Consider the following 19,416-nt stretch of genomic DNA (forward strand, 5'->3'; position numbering starts at 1 on the left):
AAGAAAATGAAAATAGGTATTGTTTGTTACCCAACGTTTGGAGGTAGTGGTGTAGTTGCTACAGAGTTAGGTTTAGAACTTTCTAAACGTGGTCATGAAATTCATTTTATTACCTACAACCAACCGGTTAGGTTGGAGTTGGTAAGTAACAATGTGCATTATCACGAAGTGAATGTGCCGGAATATCCGTTATTCCATTATCAGCCCTATGAGTTGGCTTTGTCAAGCAAATTGGTTGATATGGTAAAACTACATGGTATTGAGATTTTACATGTGCATTACGCGATTCCGCATGCTTATGCAGCATATATGGCGAAAAAGATGCTTATTGAAGAGAATATTTATGTGCCTATTGTAACAACTTTGCATGGTACCGATATTACTTTAGTGGGAAGTCATCCATTCTACAGACCGGCGGTAACCTTCAGTATTAATAAATCGGATGCTGTTACAGCGGTATCTCAAAGCCTAAAGGATGACACTTTACGCTTATTTGATATTAAGAATGAAATTAACGTAGTAACCAATTTTATTGATTTAGATAAGCATAATGTGTTGTTTTCAGATTGTCAGCGTAGTTTAATGGCAAAAGATGACGAAAAGATTATAACGCATATTAGTAATTTACGACAGGTTAAACGTGTTGATGATGTTATTGAGGTCTTTTATAATATTCAAAAAGAAATGCCAGCTAAATTGATGTTAGTTGGAGAAGGACCAGAGCGTGAAAGGATAGAAGCACGTTGCGTAGAACTTGGCATTTACAATAAAGTTGCCTTTTTAGGAAAGAGTAACGAGATTGATAAAGTGCTTTGGTTTAGTGATTTGTTCTTATTACCATCAAAAACCGAAAGTTTTGGTCTGGCGGCATTGGAAGCAATGGCCTCTGGGGTACCGGTAATTTCAAGTAATACCGGGGGTATTCCTGAGGTTAATATTCAAGGTGTTTCAGGATTTTTAAGTGATGTAGGTGATGTTGAAGATATGACTAAAAATGCGTTATACATTTTAAGTGATGAAGAACGATTAAAAACCTTTAAAGAAAATGCTCGTAAAACTGCTTTAAAGTTCGATGTACATACGATTGTGCCACAATATGAGAAAATTTATGAGGATACTTTAGCGAAGTGTTTAGTACTTTAATCTAAACATGCTGATCTATTAAAATAGCATTGCCATCCGGGTCTAATACCACACAGCTTGCAGGTCCGGACGTTGTTTCATTGGCTTCACTTTTTAAAAGTATACCAGAAGATTTTAAATGTTTTTGAATGGTTCTAACATCGTCAAATGTATCTAAGGGTTTGGCATTTTCATCCCAGCCAGGATTAAAGGTTAGAATATTATTTTCAAACATACCTTCAAATAAACCAATTAAGGCATTGCCGTTTTTCATAATAAGATATTTTTTATCCATATCTCCTGCAAAAACAGAAAAACCTAAGGTTTCATAAAAGTGTTTTGAAGCTTTTATATCTTTTACACTTAAACTAATTGAAAACGCTCCTAATGTCATAATTAATGATTTATGGTTAGTTTTATAAAGGTAACAATATGGTTTTAAATGAGGGGTTTAAAAAGTATTAGCATAAAAAAAGCGCCAATGTTGGCGCTTTTCTATTTATATATTGTTTCGATTAGAATTGGTATCTAATACCTAAAGCGATATCAAAATCTAAGTCATCTCTAAAATCACCAAAACCTAATTCAGGTCTGAAATCTAAAGATAACATCAATGGAATGTCAAAACTGTATTCGATACCTAAATCTCCAGCAACGAAAATAAAAGTTTCACTATCATCGTCTAAATCAGGATATTTATCATTATCCCAGCTATAAGAACCAAGACCTCCACCGGCACCAACATACCAGTTAAAACGGTTTTCTAAAGGAAAAACCCATTGGTATAAACCGGTAAGTTTAAAGCCATCCCAGTTGTTGCTACTTCTCCAGCCTAAGTCTGCTTCAATACGATTAGCACCACCTAATGCATGTTGGTAAGAGATTTCTGCTCCGAAACCATCGCTATCTCCAAGTCTTAAACCTAAGGCGTGTTTTGAAATGTCCTGTGCATTCGAGACAAATACAAATCCTAATACTGCAAATGCTAATAAAAATAATTTTTTCATAAAGTTTTAAGTTTTGTTTATAAAATGAATATACGAAGATTTTTAATAAAAAGATTATAATTTTCGTACTCCATAACTAAATGTAAAAATATGATGAAAATTGTAATTATATTTATCTTTTTTAGGAATTATTGAAAAGGCAATCATGCAAAACACCTTAACTGCACATTTACAGGTACTAAGCGAAAAATTATCTGGCGAATTATATTTTGATGAATTAATAAAAGCAATTTATGCAACCGATGCATCGATATATCGTATGTTGCCCGAAGCAGTGGCTTATCCAAAAAATAAGGAAGATATAAAGTTACTTATTGAGTTTGCAAAGAAGTATAACACGTCTTTAATACCCAGAACAGCAGGAACATCTTTGGCAGGACAATGTGTAGGAAAGGGCATTGTAGTAGATGTTTCAAGACATTTTACAAATATTTTAAGTTTTGATGAAAAAGCTAGAACCGTAACCGTACAACCAGGTGTTATTCGAGACGAATTAAATAATTATCTAAAGCCTTACGGATTATTTTTTAGTCCGATAACCTCTACATCTAATCGTGCCATGATTGGCGGAATGGTAGGGAATAATTCATCAGGAACGACATCCATTCAATATGGAGTAACCAGAGATAAGGTAATTGAGATTCAGGCCTTGTTAAGTGATGGAAATGAAGCAGTGTTTGGCGAAGTAACTTATGAAGTGTTTCATAAAAAAGCTAAAGCACATTCTTTAGAAGGTCATATTTATAGAAGTATTTACGGCGCTTTAAACTCTAAGGGCGTGCAGAAGGAAATTGAAGATAAGTTTCCAAAACCTGAAATTCATAGGCGCAATACAGGCTATGCTATAGATGAACTGATAAAGTCTAATATTTTTAGTGATTCAGAAAGTGATTTTAATATGTGTCAGTTATTGACCGGAAGTGAGGGAACACTAGCTTTTTCAACCCAGATTACTTTAAAATTAGACGAATTACCTCCACAGGAAAGTGTGATGGTGGCTGCGCACTTTAACAGTATAGAGAACTGTTTGAATGCTGTTGAGTTAACCATGGCGCATAATTTGTACACCTGCGAAATGATGGATAAAACCATTCTTGATTGTACAAAAAATAACAGAACTCAGCAGGAGAATCGTCGATTTATTGAAGGAGATCCCAAAGCTATTTTAATGTGTGAGGTGCGTGCCAATACCAAAGCTGAGGTTGAAGTTTTAGCCAGTCAATTGGTAGAAAGTATAAAGGCATCCGGATTGAGTTATGCGTATCCAAAATTGGTGGGTGAAGATATCAATCGTGCCAATACTTTACGCAGTGCCGGACTAGGATTGTTAGGGAATATTGTAGGAGATAAAAAATCGGCAGCCTGTATTGAAGATACTGCTGTGGCCTTGCCAGATTTATCGAATTATATTTCGGAGTTTACAGCATTAATGAAAGGCTACAATCAAGAAGCTATTTATTATGCGCATGCCGGAGCAGGGGAATTGCATTTGCGCCCCATTTTGAATTTAAAAACCTCTGAAGACATTGGGTTGTTCAGAAAGATTACAACCGATGTAGCGCATTTAGTCAAGAAATACGGTGGATCGATGAGTGGTGAACATGGTGATGGAATTGTGCGTGCCGAGTTTATTCCGTTAATGATAGGCGATATCAATTATCAAATATTAAAACGAATCAAACAAGCTTTCGACCCCGATAATATTTTTAATCCCGGAAAGATTGTAGATGCTTTACCAATGGATAAAAGTTTGCGTTATCAACCAGATAGAAACGAACCGGAAATTAAGACTTTAATGGATTTTTCACCTTCTTTGGGTATTCTTAGAGAGACTGAAAAATGTAATGGATCGGGAGATTGCAGGAAGCTACCAGAATTTGGAGGCGTTATGTGTCCGAGTTATAGAGCGACCCGTCATGAAAAAGATACTACCAGAGCCAGAGCGAATGCCTTACGTGAGTTTTTAACCAATTCCGATAAGGATAATAAATTCGATTATGAGGAGTTGAAAACCGTATTCGATTTGTGTTTAAGCTGCAAAGCTTGTGCCAGCGAATGCCCAAGTAGTGTGGATGTCGCAACCTTAAAAGCAGAATTCCAATACCAGTATCAAAAAGCTAATGGGGTATCGTGGCGAACGAAAATGTTTGCCTATAATAATAAGTTGAATCGTTTTGGAAGTGCATTCCCTGGGCTTACTAATTTTATGTTTTCAAACGGATTTACATCGTCTGTACTAAAAAGGACTTTTGGAATTGCCAAAGAACGGCAGTTACCATTAATTTCAAAAAGAAGTTTTAAAAAGGTATTTAAAAGGCTTGATGATAAAACCTATGTAAGTAAACCTATTAAAACAGTTTATCTTTTTAATGATGAGTTTTTGAATTATTTAGATACACCTATCGGTATTGATGCTTTTGAATTACTTATTGCGTTAAATTATCAAGTGAAGGTTGTTAATCATGTTGAGTCAGGACGTACATTTTTATCAAAAGGATTATTAGAACAAGCTAAAAAAGTGGCAAATACAAACGTTTCTGTTTTTAAAGATTTAGTTACAGCGGAGACGCCACTAATCGGAATTGAACCTTCTGCTATTTTAGGCTTTAAAGATGAATATTTAAAATTGACAGACGATAGAACTTCAGCGGAATATGTTTCTAAGCATGTGTTTTTAATTGAAGAATTTATTCAGCAGGAAATTAAACTAGGTAATATTAAACCGGAACAGTTTACTTCAGAATCTAAGACTATTAAATTTCACGGGCATTGTCATCAAAAATCAATGGGAAATCAATTGTCGAGTTTCGATGTTTTGAATTTTCCTAAAAACTATAAAGTAACTATTATACCAAGCGGATGTTGTGGTATGGCGGGTAGTTTTGGTTACGAAAAGGAACATTATGATGTGAGCATGAATGTAGGGGAACAAACCCTGTTTCCTGCTGTTAGAAAAGCATCAACTGAAACTATTATTTCGGCAAACGGAACCAGTTGCAGACATCAGATTAAAGATGGAACAGGTCGGGAAGCAAAACATCCTGTAACGATTTTACGAGAAGCCTTAATTTAATATTTAAGACTTCTTTTTTTGTTGCTCCACGATGGTTATAGCAGCAATTAAATCCTTGATTTCTTTATCTTCAAATTCTTCGTCAGGATAAAACGGAGCTAGTTTGTCGTTACTGTAATTGTAAATTTTCCAGCGTTTAAATTGGTATTCTAAGGCGGTAAAATTTTCAACCCAGTCACCGGAGTTTAGATATACTGTTTTTCCGTATTTATTTTCAATATACTCCATTTTAGGTTGGTGTATATGACCGCAAATGACATAGTCGTAACCATTTTCAATGGCTAAATCAGATATGGTTTTTTCGTAGTCATCAATATATTTTACAGCACCTTTCACACCGTTTTTTACCTTTTTAGATAAGGAATAGCGCTCTTTACCACGTTTTTCTAAATACCAATTAACACCGCGGTTAAGTAAAGTAAGTAGGTCGTAACCATAACCCCCAAGTTTCGCTAGCCACTTCGCATTTTGTATAGAAACATCAAACACATCCCCATGAAAAAACCAGGCTTTTTTTCCGTGAAGTTCTAAAACCAGTTTATCAACAATTGAAATGTTACCAATAGATGTGCCGCTAAATTTACGGAGCATTTCATCGTGGTTACCGGTAATATAAATTATTTCAACACCATCGGCCGCCATATCCATAATCTTTTTTATCACTTTTAAGTGTGATTTTGGAAAGTAACGTTTACTAAATTGCCATACATCAATAATATCGCCGTTTAAAATTAATTTTTTAGGCGTGATACTATTTAAGTAGGTTAACAGCTGTTTGGCGTGACACCCATAAGTGCCCAAATGTACATCTGATATTACGGCGATTTCTATTTTTCTTTTAATCTTCAAGTGTTTAAAATATTTAAATGTAAAATACGGAAACAGATATTACCTAATCATTATCTGGTATTTATTTAAATATCAGGATATTGTTAAGGCTGTGTTATCTGTTTTATGTGTTTTGTGTGGGTTTCATTCAATTTCATTTTCGTATCTCTAAGAATAAATTTATTTTAGCAAGCAAAATTAAAGACATGGCTGGAAATTCCTTCGGAAAACTGTTTACATTAACAACTTATGGCGAATCTCATGGTCCTGCGTTAGGTGGGGTTATTGATGGTTGCCCTTCTGGAATTGAGTTAGATTTAGAGGCGATTCAACAAGAGTTAGATCGCAGAAAACCGGGGCAATCGGCTATTGTGACACAGCGCAAAGAGCCGGATACGGTAAAGTTTCATTCAGGAATTTTTGAAGGAAAAACAACGGGAACATCTATTGGGTTTGTAATTGAAAACACCAATCAGAAATCTCACGATTACTCGCATATAAAAGAAAGTTATCGACCTAGTCATGCCGATTACGTTTACGATAAAAAATACGGGTTTAGAGATTACCGTGGTGGCGGACGCAGTTCTGCGCGTGAAACTGCAAGCCGAGTGGTAGCAGGGGCTGTTGCTAAACAAATGCTAAAGGGCATTGAGTTCTCTGCTTATGTATCGGCTGTTGGGACCATGAAACTTGAGAAACCACATACTGAATTAGATTTAACGCAAATTGAATCTAATATTGTAAGATGTCCGGATGCCGACATGGCAGCAAAAATGGAGTCTTACATCAAGGAAGTACGCTCAAAAGGCGATACGGTTGGAGGCGTTGTAACCTGTGTGATTAAAAATGTACCAATTGGTTTAGGCGAGCCGGTATTCGATAAATTACACGCCGAATTGGGGAAGGCAATGCTATCTATTAATGCTGTAAAAGGTTTTGAATACGGTAGTGGTTTTGAAGGAAGTACCATGTACGGTAGCGACCATAACGATGCGTTTAACAACGACGGCTCTACAAAAACAAACTATTCAGGAGGAATTCAAGGCGGTATAAGCAATGGTATGGATATCTACTTTAATGTAGCCTTCAAACCTGTCGCGACGTTAATTCAAAAATATGAGACTATAGATAAAGACGGAAACACGGTTGAAATGCAAGGTAAAGGGCGACATGATCCTTGCGTGGTTCCCCGTGCGGTGCCTATTGTAGAGGCGATGGCAGCCTTAGTTATTGCTGATTTCTGGTTACAGAATAAGGCAATTCATATGTAGCTGTTTCCCGCTTTCCGTTAAATCTTTATAAGCCTTAATCTTGTTGTTTAAGGCATAAAAAGGATATCACTTCAATCGGGGCTAAGGCTCCGATTTATTTTAATAATATTTAGTAACTTCATCCCAAACAGAAGACATTTACAATATGAAAAAACTAGCATTACACTGGAAGATTATAATAGGTATGGTTCTAGGAATCATTTTCGGATTCATTATGAACGGTATCGATGGCGGTAAAGGTTTTGTGGCCGATTGGGTTGCGCCTTTCGGAACCATTTTTATCAATCTTTTAAAGTTAATCGCAGTTCCATTAATCTTGGCATCGTTAATTAAAGGAATATCCGATTTAAAAGATATTTCCAAAATTAAATCCATGGGATTACGTACCATAAGTATTTATGTGTTTACCACTCTGGTAGCTATCGTTATTGGGTTAAGCATTGTAAATGTTGTAAAACCTGGTGAAGGTATGCCTCAGGATACCATTGAAAAAATTAAGGCTAAATATGAAAATGATGCGGGGGTTGCTGATAAATTAGCAAAAGCAACAGCTCAAAAAGACGCTGGGCCCTTACAAGCATTAGTCGATATTTTTCCAAGCAATATCTTTCAGTCGTTTGCTGAAGCATCTATGTTACAGGTTATTTTCTTCGCTATGTTTGTTGGTATTTGTCTTTTGTTAATTCCTGAAGAAAAAGCTAAGCCGTTGGTAAACTTCTTTGATTCACTGAATGAAGTCGTGATGAAAATGGTTGATTTAATCATGTTATTTGCGCCTTATGCCGTATTTGCATTATTAGCAAACGTCATTATAGCGTTTGATGACATCGAGATTTTAATCAAACTATTATATTACGCTGGTTGCGTTGTTGGTGGCTTATTTATAATGATTTGTTTCTACCTGTTGTTGGTAAGTATTTATGCAAAAAAATCACCTTTATGGTTTTTACAGCAAATTAGTCCGGCGCAACTTTTGGCATTCTCAACCAGTTCTAGTGCGGCTACCTTACCGGTAACTATGGAGCGTGTTGAAGAACATATTGGAGTAGATAAGGAAGTGTCTGGTTTTGTATTACCCGTTGGAGCAACCGTAAACATGGATGGTACCAGTTTGTATCAGGGTATTGCAGCAGTATTTATTATGCAGGTAATTTGGCCAGAAGGATTGACCTTTTCTAATCAATTGGTTATTGTCGCTACGGCGTTATTAGCTTCCATAGGAAGTGCGGCAGTACCAAGTGCAGGAATGGTTATGTTAGTGATTGTTTTAGAATCTATTGGTTTTCCAGCGGAATTACTACCAATTGGTTTAGCGCTTATTTTTGCGGTAGACCGACCTTTAGATATGTGTAGAACGGTTGTAAACGTTACCGGAGATGCTACGGTGTCTGTTTTGGTAGCAAAATCTTTAGATAAATTACACGAGCCTCACGTTAAAAACTGGGACGATAATTTAAAGCAATAAAAGCATGGCTAAGCTTGTTTTAAGAGAACCATCTGTAACAGTAGATTGGCTGTATAATCAACTGGGCGCTGAAAACCTGGTGATTTTAGACGGAACCATTAATAAGGTATTTGATGCATCTCAAGAGCAAATTCCAAAGGCAAGGTTTTTCGATATAAAGCATAAGTTTAGTGAACTGGGGGCACCATTTCCAAGTACTTTTCCATCAACAGAGCAATTCGAAAACGAAGCACAAGCTTTAGGAATAAATAAGGATAATGCCATTGTAGTTTATGACGACAAAGGAATTTATTCGTCGGCACGTGTTTGGTGGTTGTTTAAAGCTTTTGGTCACGATAATGTGGCAGTTTTAAGTGGTGGATTGCCTTCTTGGAAAAAAGCTAATTATCCTACAGAAGCGATGACTCCATTTAACGGTGCTAAAGGAAATTTTCAAGCTGAATTGAATAATGAAGCTATGAGGTTTTTTGAGGATATGCAGAGAGCATCATCAACCAAATCTCACGTCATTGTTGATGCGCGCTCTAAAGCACGTTTTAATTGTGAAGAACCTGAGCCTCGCGAAGGTTTGCGCATGGGAACGATTCCAAATTCGGTGAATCTGCCATTCACGGATTTATTGAACAATGTAGAATTAAAATCGAAAGAGGATATAGAATCTATGTTTGCCGTGGTAGCGAAGAAAGAAGATCCAATTATATTTTCATGTGGTTCAGGAATTACCGCTTGTGTACTCGCTTTAGGTGCAGAGCTTAGTGGTTATAAAAACATTTCGGTTTACGATGGTTCGTGGACGGAATGGGGCAGCCTAACCGAAAGTTAAAAACAATTTATGAGAACTTTATTCTTACCTTTTTTTCTGTTTGTCTGCTTGGGTTATGCTCAAACTATTCAATTGCAAAACGGTGATTTAATTTTTCAATCTATCGATTGCGGACCTTTGTGTGATGCGATTAATCAGGTGACTGAAGGTTATCAGGGGAATGATTTTAACCATATGGGGATGGTCATTATTCAGGGTAAGAAACGTTATGTACTGGAGGCCAGCGGGACAGAAGTTAGCTTAACACCATATGATGCTTTTGTTTTAAAGACGAAAAACCCAATGTATGTTGGACGTTTAAAAAAGCGATACAGAAATTTAATTTCAGAAGCTGTTGCTTTTGGTGAAAGGCAACTGGGAAAGCCATATGATGTAAATTATTTGTATGATAACGATAAGTACTATTGTTCAGAATTAATTTATGATTGTTTTTTAAATGCTAATGGAAAACCCTTCTTTAAACTATTTCCAATGACTTATAAAGCACCCGGTTCTGATGTCTATTTTAAAGTTTGGGAAGATTATTTTAAGAAGTTAAATATGGAAGTGCCGGAAGGGCAACCAGGCTGTAATCCAGGCGGCATGTCGCTATCTAAAAAGATTAAAATTTTGGGAACACTTTAAGATTTACTTTAAAAATTTACTTTTTAATTTCGGAGAAGGAATCATACAAGTCTCTTTTTTACCAAACCATTTATAGCGGTTTTTTGCAATAAAGTCATAAACCCAGTTTCTAATGAATGTCGGAATAATTAGGAATACAGAAAGTATTTTTACAGGAAAGCCTAAGTGCGATGCAATTTTTAAAGCAGCTGTCGATTTATACGTGATGCCTTTTTTAGGAATATAAAGTAAAATGGAGTCTGTTTTATTGGTGTCTATGTTGTATTCTTCTATTATTTGCTTTCCTAAATGACTTTGAAGTGGCGTAAATAAAAATGCGTTTTTTTTATCATGTTTTATAATGAAGTTAACACTGGAGTTGCACAAATTGCAAACGCCGTCAAAAAGAATCAATTGTTTGTTTATGGGGATAGCGACCTTCATGTTTTAAAGGTAAAAAATAAAGATAAAACCTGTTGAACTACTTTACGCGTTCAACAAGTTCTAACTGATCTAAACTTACATTGGTTGTAAAGATACCATAGTTAACCACGGCTTTGTTTTTCTCAATTTTATCGATGGTACCTACCGCTCGTCCTTCTTCCAAACGTACGCGGTCGCCAATAGTTAAAATCGGTTTTGGTTTTGGTGCTTCAATCGCTTTTTGTTTTGCTTCCTTTTTCTTTTCGCGAATAACTACAACCTTTTTCTCAACTTCTTTTTTAACTCTGTTTTCTTTGGCTTTTATTTTTTGTTTTTCCTTTTTATTAACCTTTTTACGTTTTGAGTTTTCAACCTGAACCAATTTAAACAACTCGTCCATTAGGGCGCGTTTTTGCTTATTATTGAAATACTTGTCGGCTAAATCGTCAACTTTTTGTCCCAGATAAATTAAACGCTGATTACTGTCGTAAAGTTCTTGGTAACTTTCCAGTTTCTTTTGAATGCGAGTATTGATTTCTTCCAGTTTATCGGCTTCTTCAATTTTTTTCTTTTCATTCAGTTTTAGCGATTGACCTGTTTTCTCAAGTTTAGAACGTTCTTTTTGTAGCTTGGCTATCGTAGCATCAAAACGCACTTTACTGCGTTCAATCTTCTTCTTAGCGCGGTTTATCAATCCGAATGGAATGCCGTTTTTCTGAGCCACTTCAAATGTGAAACTACTTCCTGCTTGTCCAATCACTAATTTAAACAACGGCTCCAGTGTACGCTCGTCAAAAAGCATATTGGCATTCAGCATGTATGGCAATTCATTAGCTAATATTTTTAAATTGGAATAATGGGTCGTGATAATTCCAAAGGCTTCACGATGGTAAAATTCTTCAAGGAACGTTTCCGCCAGAGCGCCACCTAATTCAGGATCACTACCTGTACCAAACTCATCGATTAAAAACAGGGTGTTTTTGTTACATTTCCTTAAGAAATAGTTCATCTGTTTTAATCGGTAGCTGTAAGTACTTAAATGATTTTCTATCGATTGGTTATCGCCAATATCACTCATTACGCGATCGAACAAGCAAGCTTTACTGCGCTCGTGAACGGGGATAAGCATACCACTTTGAAGCATAACCTGCAATAAACCAACAGTTTTCAGGGTGATACTTTTACCACCAGCATTAGGTCCGGAAATGACAATAATGCGGCTGTTCTGCTTTAGTTCTACAGTTTGAGGAAAAGTTTTAGCCTTCTTTTTTAGATTATTAAGATATAATAGAGGGTGATAAGCCTCACGCAAGAACATACTTCGATCTTCAGTAATTTCTGGAAGAATAGCGTTTAAAGATTGAGCGTATTTGGCTTTTGCCGAAATCACATCGATGGTTATTAAAAACTCCTGATACTTAGCAAACAACTCATTAAAAGGACGAATGTACTCGGTAACTTCTTTTAAAATTCTAGTGATTTCTTCTTTTTCTTCGTATTCTAAATTGTTGAGCTCTCGCGAATATTTCAGGGTGGCTTCAGGTTCCATATATACAATACTACCTGTTTTACTACTGCCTAAAATTGTACCTTTAACTTTACGTCGATACATGGCTTTTACGGCTAATACACGTCGGTTTTCTAAAACAGACTCCCGAATATCATCTAAATACTCTAAACCATGGTAGGTGTTTAAGGCTGTTGAAAAACTACTGTTTATTTGCCCTTTTACCTTATTGATAGACTGACGTAAGTCGTAAAGTTTATCGGAAGCATTGTCTTTAATATCTCCAAAGCGGTCAATAATAGCATTGATTTTATCAATGATAATTTTAGTGACTTCAATATGAGAAGCGTATTCATGAAGTTGCGGATAGTATTCTTCAAATTTCTTGAGGAATAAAACGATCTCGTTAGATGTTGTTGAAATAGCAGCTATTTTTTTTAGACTGTGAACTTCTAAAAAGGTGTTTTCTATATTTAAAAGCTTTATTTCTTTAGATATGGTATCGAAACTATGGTTAGGAATACGGTTGTCGTTAGCAAACGACGAGACATATTCGTAGGTTAACTGTAAACTGTTTAACAGTTCCGTTTTGTTTCTGTAAGGGGCTATTTCTAAAGCTCTTTCATTCCCAAGTGGCGTGATACAATGTTCGCTAACTTGTTGTAAAACGGTTGGGAATTCTAAGTCTTGTAATGTCTTGTTGTGAATGTTAATCATTCTGTGCTATAAATATGAATACGAAAGCCGCAAAGTTACGTAATATGTATATAAATCTGAAGAGGTAATTCTTTGTCTTAAAAAATGTTAATTAACACTTGCAACTCGTTCTTTAACAAAAGAATAACAGATGCGTGTTGAAATAGTGAATACCTTACCAATGCAAAGTTGAGTATGAAGATGCTGTTTGAAAATACAAATGTAAGTTTTTTAAAAATCGTCATCAATCAATCAAACTATAGAACAGTTTGCAAAGCTCAATGTATTTAGGTTGAGCTTTGTTTTGCCCCAAGTTTACTTGATAATTAAGATTAAAATCTTGGTTTAGCCATGAAGCGATTCTCCCGTGCCGTAGCTTTTAATAATTTTGCTTTCAAATTCTACTAACTGTTTCCAGCGTTTTTCTACGTCAACACCCTTTCCATATTTTCTGGCGAAAGTGATAAATGTGGTATAATGGCTGGCTTCACTAACCATTAAGTCATAATAGAATTTACTTAATTCTTCATCTTTAATGGTATTTGATAATAATTTGAAGCGTTCACAACTTCTGGCTTCAATCATGGCAGATAGTAGTAATTTGTCTACCATACGCTGAATACGGTTTCCGCCCTTATTCATGAATTTAAAAAGCTCATGAACATAGCTGTCTTTGCGTTCAGGGCCTAATTCGTAACCACGGGCTTTAATGATGTCGTGAACCATTTGAAAATGCTCCAGTTCTTCTTGAGCGATTTCAAGAAGTTCGGTAACCATATCCGGATATTCGGGATTTTGAGTGATTAACGTTATAGCGCTGGTTGCTGCTTTTTGCTCACACCAGGCATGGTCGGTAAGTATTTCTTCTATATTTGATTCCGCAAGGTTAGCCCATCGAGGGTCGGTTTCCAATTGTAAATGAAGCATGATTAAACTTTTTGTAAAAATAAAAGTTTGCGAACAATTCTCATTTAATATTCGTAGGTAATTAAAGAACTATAATTTTCTATTTTTAATTTTATCTGATTATAATTTTTTAATTGAAGTGGCTTCAGATTAAACGAAATTGTTTTAGTTATGTAAGCTTCGCACGCTTCTTTATTTTCAAGGTTTAGTTTTAATTCTCTTTGAGGTATGGTAGTTTCTGAAACAGCATCTAAATCTACTAAAGCAACTTCCCAACTATTACCATCGCATCCAGATGAAGAAAATGATATTTCTAAACAATCTTCACTAACTTCTATATTTTGAATATTGTAATTGTTTGTATTCGTAGTGTTAAAAAGGTTTTTGTCAATAATTATGCATGTATCACATTCACCAAACTCTGTACATGAAGGTTGAGTTTCATGATTATTATCACAACTTGACATGAAGGAAAGTGTAGCTATAAGGAATAGTTGAATTCTCATAGTATTTTTCTTTTAAGATGAAAGAATCAGTAGTTGGTTGCGTGAGAAATGTTGCTTTTTTAAATTTAAAAATAGAATTCTTAGGAAATATAATTCCAGATGTTTTTAAATTTACTAAGCTTTCGGTAAGTGTCCAAAACCACAGCGTTATCTGCAGATGCTAATTTAGGGTCGTCGTTAAGTATCTTTTTTGCATGATAGCGTGCGTGTTGTAATAGGTCTTTGTCTTTTACAATATCTGCTATCTTCAGGTTGAGTACCCCACTTTGCTGAGTACCCATTAAATCACCAGGACCGCGAAGTTTTAAATCGACTTCAGCAATTTCGAAACCATCACTGGTTTTTACCATAGTTTCCAGTCGGGTTTTACTGTCGTTACTCAGTTTATGCCCGGTCATTAAAATACAATAGCTCTGTTCGGCGCCACGCCCCACACGACCACGTAACTGATGGAGTTGCGATAATCCAAAACGTTCGGCACTTTCAATAATCATTACTGAAGCATTAGGTACATTTACGCCAACCTCAATTACTGTCGTAGCTACCATAATTTGTGTTTCGCCTTTAATAAAGCGTTGCATCTCGTAATCTTTATCGGCGGGTTTCATTTTACCGTGAACAATAGAAATTTGATAATCGGGCATGGGGAAATCGCGAGCAATACTTTCGTAGCCGTCCATCAAATCTTTGTAATCCATTTTTTCATTTTCCTGAATTAACGGATATACAATATACACCTGCCTGCCTTTAGCAATTTCATCCTTCACAAATCGAAAAACATTAAGCCTGTTTTTATCGTAACGATGTACGGTTTTAATAGGCTTTCTTCCAGCCGGTAATTCATCAATAATCGAGATGTCAAGATCACCATAAACCGACATCGCCAGGGTGCGCGGAATAGGGGTGGCGGTCATCACTAAAATGTGTGGTGGTGTCGAATTTTTATGCCATAATTTACTGCGCTGTGCTACACCAAAACGATGTTGCTCGTCGATAATAGCAAGTCCTAAATTATGGAATTCTACCTTGTCTTCAAGTAACGCATGAGTGCCAATAATGATGTTTAGCTCGCCATTTTTTAAAGATTCTAAAATTTCTCTTCGTTCTGAAGTTTTAGTTGAACCTGTTAAAAGTTTTATTCTGATTTTCAGATCTTTACATAATTCAAGTAATCCGTTATAGTGCTGGACTGACAAAATTTCAGTCGGAGCCATTAAACAGGCTTGAAAACCGTTGTCAAGCGCCATTAACATTGACATTAGCGCAACAATGGTCTTTCCGGAACCCACATCACCCTGCAACAAACGATTCATTTGGGCATTACTGCCTAAATCGGCACGTATTTCTTTTAGTACACGTTTCTGTGCATTGGTTAAATCGAAGGGTAAATGTTCTTCAAAAAAGGTTTTAAAATGTTCGCCAATTTGTTCAAAAGGAAAACCTTTAATTTTCGATTTGTGGGCTAAATTTTTAATAATCAGCTGTAGCTGAATATAAAAAAGCTCTTCAAATTTTAGTCGGAATTGTGCCTTGGTTAACAGCTCCGGACTCTTCGGAAAATGGATGTTAAAAAGCGCTTCACTTTTACCAATTAAGTTCAATTCTTTTCGTAAAGATTTAGGAAGGGTTTCATCAAATTTTCCATTGGCATCAACAAATAATTGCTGAATGATTTTACTCATCACTCGATTAGAAATTCCTCGATTGGATAACTTTTCGGTAGACGGATAAACGGCCTGCATGGCCGAGCGTAAATTCTTTTCGTGTTCGGCTAAAGGTTCCAGTTCCGGATGTGGCATGGAAAAAGTACTGCCAAAACGGTTAGTTTTTCCAAAGGCAACATAAGAGGTGTTCAGTTTTAAACTTTCTCTTATCCATTTATGACCACGAAACCAAACCAGTTCCATAGTTCCTGTGTCGTCTTGAAATTTCGCAACCAAACGTTTACCACGCTTTTGTCCGACTTCAGAAAACGACACAATCTTACCAATAACCTGCACATCGGCATTGTTGTGTGGTAATGTGTTGATCTTGTAATATTGGGTGCGATCAATATAGCGATTTGGGAATAAATTCATTAAATCCTGATAGGTATGAATACCTAATTCCTTGCGAAGCAAATCGGCCCTGCTGGAGCCAACGCCTTTTAAATAATCGATAGGAGTTTGTAGATTTATTGCCATGACGGAACGAATTTAAACCTTTTCAAGCAATTCAAAAAATAGAAATTTTACGTATTTTGGCTTAATCCTTGTTGTATTCAATTAGCATGAACAATTAAGCTATTGTCCAACATTATATTATGAACTTTTGTATAGATGAAATCGAACCTACTAGCCCTTATTTTTTTTATTTCCGGTTTTTTATTTGCCCAACAAATAGATGTTGTAGATTTTAAAAGGGCAGCTGTTTCGGTGTCTTTTCAACCTGAAATGAAAAAGGTGTTGGGAGAAGTGGATTATTCATTAGAAATTTTGAAATCTACGGATTCCATTTTTTTAGATGCGGTTAGTATGGAATTCTCACAGGTTATGTTAAATGGGAACCTAGTAGATTTTAGAAACGATTCAAAAAGACTATGGATAAAGCATAAATTCAAAAAAGGAAAAACATATGATTTGAGTTTTAAATATAAAGCTCAACCTAAGAAAGCATTGTATTTTATTGATTGGGAATATCCGGAAGGAAACAAACAAATCTGGACACAGGGACAGGGGAAATATACGAGTAACTGGTTGCCGAGTATTGATGATATGAACGATAAAATAGAGTTCGATTTAAGCATCATATTTAATAAAAATTACGAGGTTATCGCTAACGGTAAATTAATAGAAAAACAAATCAGCCATTCCACAATGACCTGGCATTACGATATGCAAAAACCTATGGCAAGTTACTTGGTAGCTTTGGTAATAGGTAAATACGATAAACAAATCGAATATTCAGAAAGGGGTGTTCATTTAGAAATGTATTACTATCCGAAAGATTCTTTAAAATTCGAACCGACTTACCGATACACCAAGCAGATGTTTGATTTTCTGGAAGGTGAAATCGGCGTGCCTTACCCGTGGCAAAACTACAAGCAAATTCCGGTGAAAGACTTTTTATATGCGGGTATGGAAAATACCAGTGCGACTATTTTTTCAGATGCTTTTGTTGTTAATGATACCGCTTTTGTAGATAAAAACTATGTAAATGTGAATGCGCACGAGTTGGCGCATCAATGGTTTGGTGATTTGGTAACCGAAACTTCAGGAACTCACCACTGGCTGCAGGAAGGTTTTGCAACGTATTACGCGTTGTTAGCTGAGCGAGACGTGTTTGGAGATAATTATTATTACTGGCGTTTATACGAATATTTGCAGGAGCTGGATGTGCAGGATAAATCGGGAGGAAGCACGGCACTTTTAAATCCGAAGTCCAGCAGTACTACCTTCTACAAAAAAGGCGCATGGGTGTTACATTTGCTTCGTGAGCAGGTTGGCGATGAAGCATTCAGGGAGGCCGTAAAGCATTATTTAAATAAAAATGCTTTTAAAAATGTTCAAACTGAAGATTTTATAAGGGAGGTAGAACAAGCAAGCAAACAAGATTTAAGTAAGTTTGTTAAACTTTGGTTGGAAAACAAAGATTTAAATTATAACTTGATGTTAGAAAGTTTAAAACAATCGGTGTTTATTCAAGAGTATCTTATGGTAGATTGTGAATTGTATACTTCCAAGTGTAAAGAATATTTAAATTCATGGATTTCAGATGAGGCGATGGCTAAGGTAATTGAGCAAATACCAAATCAAATTACATCAGATAATTTTAAAAGCCCTATAAAAGTGCGTCAAGCCATAGCAACATCAATTTCTACGATTCCTGAACGATTAAAACAGGATTATGAGTCATTGCTTCAAGATGAATCGTATGTGACTATTGAAGTGGCTTTAATGAATTTATGGCGCAACTTTCCGCAGACGCGAAACAACTATTTAAATCAGATAAAAGGAATTGTTGGATTTCATGATAAAAATGTTCGAATGCTTTGGCTAACCTTAGCGATAATTACGGAAAATTTTGAACCAGAAAATAAATCGGAATACTTTAAAGAATTAATAGATTATACCTCGCCGAAATATAGTTTCGATATCCGACAGAATGCGTTTATGTATTTAAAGCAAATACAAGCGTGTAATGAGCAATGTAAAGACAATTTAAAGCAAGGAACAAAACATCATAACTGGCAATTTTCAAAGTTTTCAAAGTCCATGTTAGAAGCCATAAATTCAAATTAAGATGAGGGCGTTAGTCATTTCAGGAGGAGGAAGTAAAGGTGCATTCGCCGGTGGCGTGGCGCAGTATCTTATCGAAGAGATGAATCGTGATTACCAGATTTATATTGGTACATCAACCGGAAGTTTGCTCGTGTCTCATCTTGCTTTAAAGGAAATTGATCGTATAAAACATGTGTATACCAGTGTAACGAATAGTGATATTTTTAGTGTTTGCCCATTTGTAGTAAAACAAAAACACGGTAGTCAAAATATTGCGATCAATCACTTTAATGTGCTTTTGAATATGTTGCGCGGTAGTAAGACATTTGGAGAAAGTTACCATTTAAAAGATTTAATAAAGCGAACCTTAACGCCCGAAGATTTTAAAATTTTAAAACAGTCTACCAAAGATATTGTCGTAACAGTATCTAATATTTCACTCAATCATGTAGAATACAAAAGTATTAAGGGTTTTGACTACGATGAATTTTGCGAGTGGATATGGATTTCCAGTAATTATACACCGTTTATGACATTAGTTAAAAAAGATGGCTGCGAATATGCCGATGGTGGCTTAGGAAATATGGTGCCTATAGAGGAAGCTATAAATCGCGGCGCCAAAGAAGTCGATGCCATTATTTTACAAACCGAAGTAACGCAATACAACCGTTTACCTTCAAAAAACCCCTTTTCTTTAATGACTAATATGTTCACATTTATGCTCGATAGAATCGAATCTCAAAACATAAAAATTGGTAAGCACGTGGCTAATCACAACAATGCTATTATCAATTTTTACTACGCGCCAACAGTATTAACAACCAATTCGTTAATTTTTAATAAACAGAAAATGACGGAGTGGTGGCAAAGTGGTTATAATTTTGCCAAGTTTAAAAATAAAGAAGTAAGCGCATTAGAAGATTAATA

Annotated in this window: 16 protein-coding genes; 8 read left to right on the forward strand and 8 right to left on the reverse strand. The window is 35.7% G+C overall.

Going from position 1 to position 19,416, the window contains the following annotated elements:
- Window positions 1–6 precede the first annotated feature (6 nt).
- Window positions 7–1,143: an N-acetyl-alpha-D-glucosaminyl L-malate synthase BshA gene (gene bshA / locus RBH94_RS11390; protein WP_307881004.1), complete on the forward strand. Its 1,137-nt coding sequence runs from the start codon at window positions 7–9 to the stop codon at window positions 1,141–1,143.
- Window position 1,144: 1 nt separating this feature from the next.
- Here bshA and RBH94_RS11395 read toward each other — a convergent pair whose 3' ends face one another.
- Window positions 1,145–1,516, reverse strand: a complete 372-nt coding sequence (locus RBH94_RS11395; RefSeq protein WP_307881005.1) for a VOC family protein — start codon at window positions 1,514–1,516, stop codon at window positions 1,145–1,147.
- A gap of 121 nt (window positions 1,517–1,637) precedes the next feature.
- Window positions 1,638–2,129: a hypothetical protein gene (locus RBH94_RS11400; protein ID WP_307881006.1), complete on the reverse strand. Its 492-nt coding sequence runs from the start codon at window positions 2,127–2,129 to the stop codon at window positions 1,638–1,640.
- Between the two features lie 145 nt (window positions 2,130–2,274).
- Here RBH94_RS11400 and RBH94_RS11405 point away from each other — a divergent pair, with 145 nt between their 5' ends.
- Complete coding sequence (locus RBH94_RS11405; protein WP_307881007.1) at window positions 2,275–5,202, forward strand: FAD-binding and (Fe-S)-binding domain-containing protein; 2,928 nt, start codon at window positions 2,275–2,277, stop codon at window positions 5,200–5,202.
- Window positions 5,203–5,205: 3 nt separating this feature from the next.
- Here the strand turns inward: RBH94_RS11405 and RBH94_RS11410 are convergent, their stop codons facing one another.
- Entirely contained in the window at window positions 5,206–6,051 is an 846-nt protein-coding gene (locus RBH94_RS11410) for a UDP-2,3-diacylglucosamine diphosphatase (protein WP_307881008.1), read from the reverse strand.
- 185 nt (window positions 6,052–6,236) lie between these two features.
- Here RBH94_RS11410 and aroC point away from each other — a divergent pair, with 185 nt between their 5' ends.
- The 4 genes from aroC to RBH94_RS11430 all read left to right on the forward strand — a co-directional run bounded on the left by aroC (window position 6,237) and on the right by RBH94_RS11430 (window position 10,213).
- A complete protein-coding gene (aroC, locus tag RBH94_RS11415) occupies window positions 6,237–7,301 on the forward strand; it encodes a chorismate synthase (protein ID WP_307881009.1) in 1,065 nt (354 codons plus the stop codon).
- Between the two features lie 145 nt (window positions 7,302–7,446).
- Window positions 7,447–8,766, forward strand: coding sequence for a dicarboxylate/amino acid:cation symporter (locus RBH94_RS11420; protein ID WP_307881010.1), 1,320 nt, complete (start codon window positions 7,447–7,449; stop codon window positions 8,764–8,766).
- Window positions 8,767–8,770: 4 nt separating this feature from the next.
- Window positions 8,771–9,589 (forward strand): sulfurtransferase, encoded by an 819-nt coding sequence (locus RBH94_RS11425; protein ID WP_307881011.1) that lies wholly within the window; start codon window positions 8,771–8,773, stop codon window positions 9,587–9,589.
- Window positions 9,590–9,598: 9 nt separating this feature from the next.
- Window positions 9,599–10,213, forward strand: a complete 615-nt coding sequence (locus RBH94_RS11430; protein ID WP_307881012.1) for a YiiX/YebB-like N1pC/P60 family cysteine hydrolase — start codon at window positions 9,599–9,601, stop codon at window positions 10,211–10,213.
- 3 nt (window positions 10,214–10,216) lie between these two features.
- Here the strand turns inward: RBH94_RS11430 and RBH94_RS11435 are convergent, their stop codons facing one another.
- From RBH94_RS11435 to recG, 5 genes are all read right to left on the reverse strand, one after another.
- Window positions 10,217–10,636, reverse strand: coding sequence for a thiol-disulfide oxidoreductase DCC family protein (locus RBH94_RS11435; protein ID WP_307881013.1), 420 nt, complete (start codon window positions 10,634–10,636; stop codon window positions 10,217–10,219).
- Window positions 10,637–10,673: 37 nt separating this feature from the next.
- Complete coding sequence (locus tag RBH94_RS11440; protein ID WP_307881014.1) at window positions 10,674–12,839, reverse strand: DNA mismatch repair protein MutS; 2,166 nt, start codon at window positions 12,837–12,839, stop codon at window positions 10,674–10,676.
- A 324-nt stretch (window positions 12,840–13,163) separates the two neighbouring features.
- Window positions 13,164–13,745 (reverse strand): tRNA-(ms[2]io[6]A)-hydroxylase, encoded by a 582-nt coding sequence (locus tag RBH94_RS11445; RefSeq protein WP_307881015.1) that lies wholly within the window; start codon window positions 13,743–13,745, stop codon window positions 13,164–13,166.
- Window positions 13,746–13,789: 44 nt separating this feature from the next.
- On the reverse strand, window positions 13,790–14,230 hold the full coding sequence (locus RBH94_RS11450; RefSeq protein ID WP_307881016.1) for a hypothetical protein: 441 nt from the start codon (window positions 14,228–14,230) through the stop codon (window positions 13,790–13,792).
- Window positions 14,231–14,310: 80 nt separating this feature from the next.
- Complete coding sequence (gene recG / locus RBH94_RS11455; protein WP_307881017.1) at window positions 14,311–16,413, reverse strand: ATP-dependent DNA helicase RecG; 2,103 nt, start codon at window positions 16,411–16,413, stop codon at window positions 14,311–14,313.
- A 135-nt stretch (window positions 16,414–16,548) separates the two neighbouring features.
- Here recG and RBH94_RS11460 point away from each other — a divergent pair, with 135 nt between their 5' ends.
- Together RBH94_RS11460 and RBH94_RS11465 are read left to right on the forward strand one after the other, a co-directional pair.
- Entirely contained in the window at window positions 16,549–18,510 is a 1,962-nt protein-coding gene (locus RBH94_RS11460; protein WP_307881018.1) for a M1 family metallopeptidase, read from the forward strand.
- Window position 18,511: 1 nt separating this feature from the next.
- A complete protein-coding gene (locus RBH94_RS11465; protein ID WP_307881019.1) occupies window positions 18,512–19,414 on the forward strand; it encodes a patatin family protein in 903 nt (300 codons plus the stop codon).
- Window positions 19,415–19,416 lie beyond the last annotated feature (2 nt).

It is taken from the genome of Aestuariibaculum sp. YM273 (genome assembly GCF_030908365.1).
Lineage (GTDB): Bacteria > Bacteroidota > Bacteroidia > Flavobacteriales > Flavobacteriaceae > Aestuariibaculum > Aestuariibaculum marinum.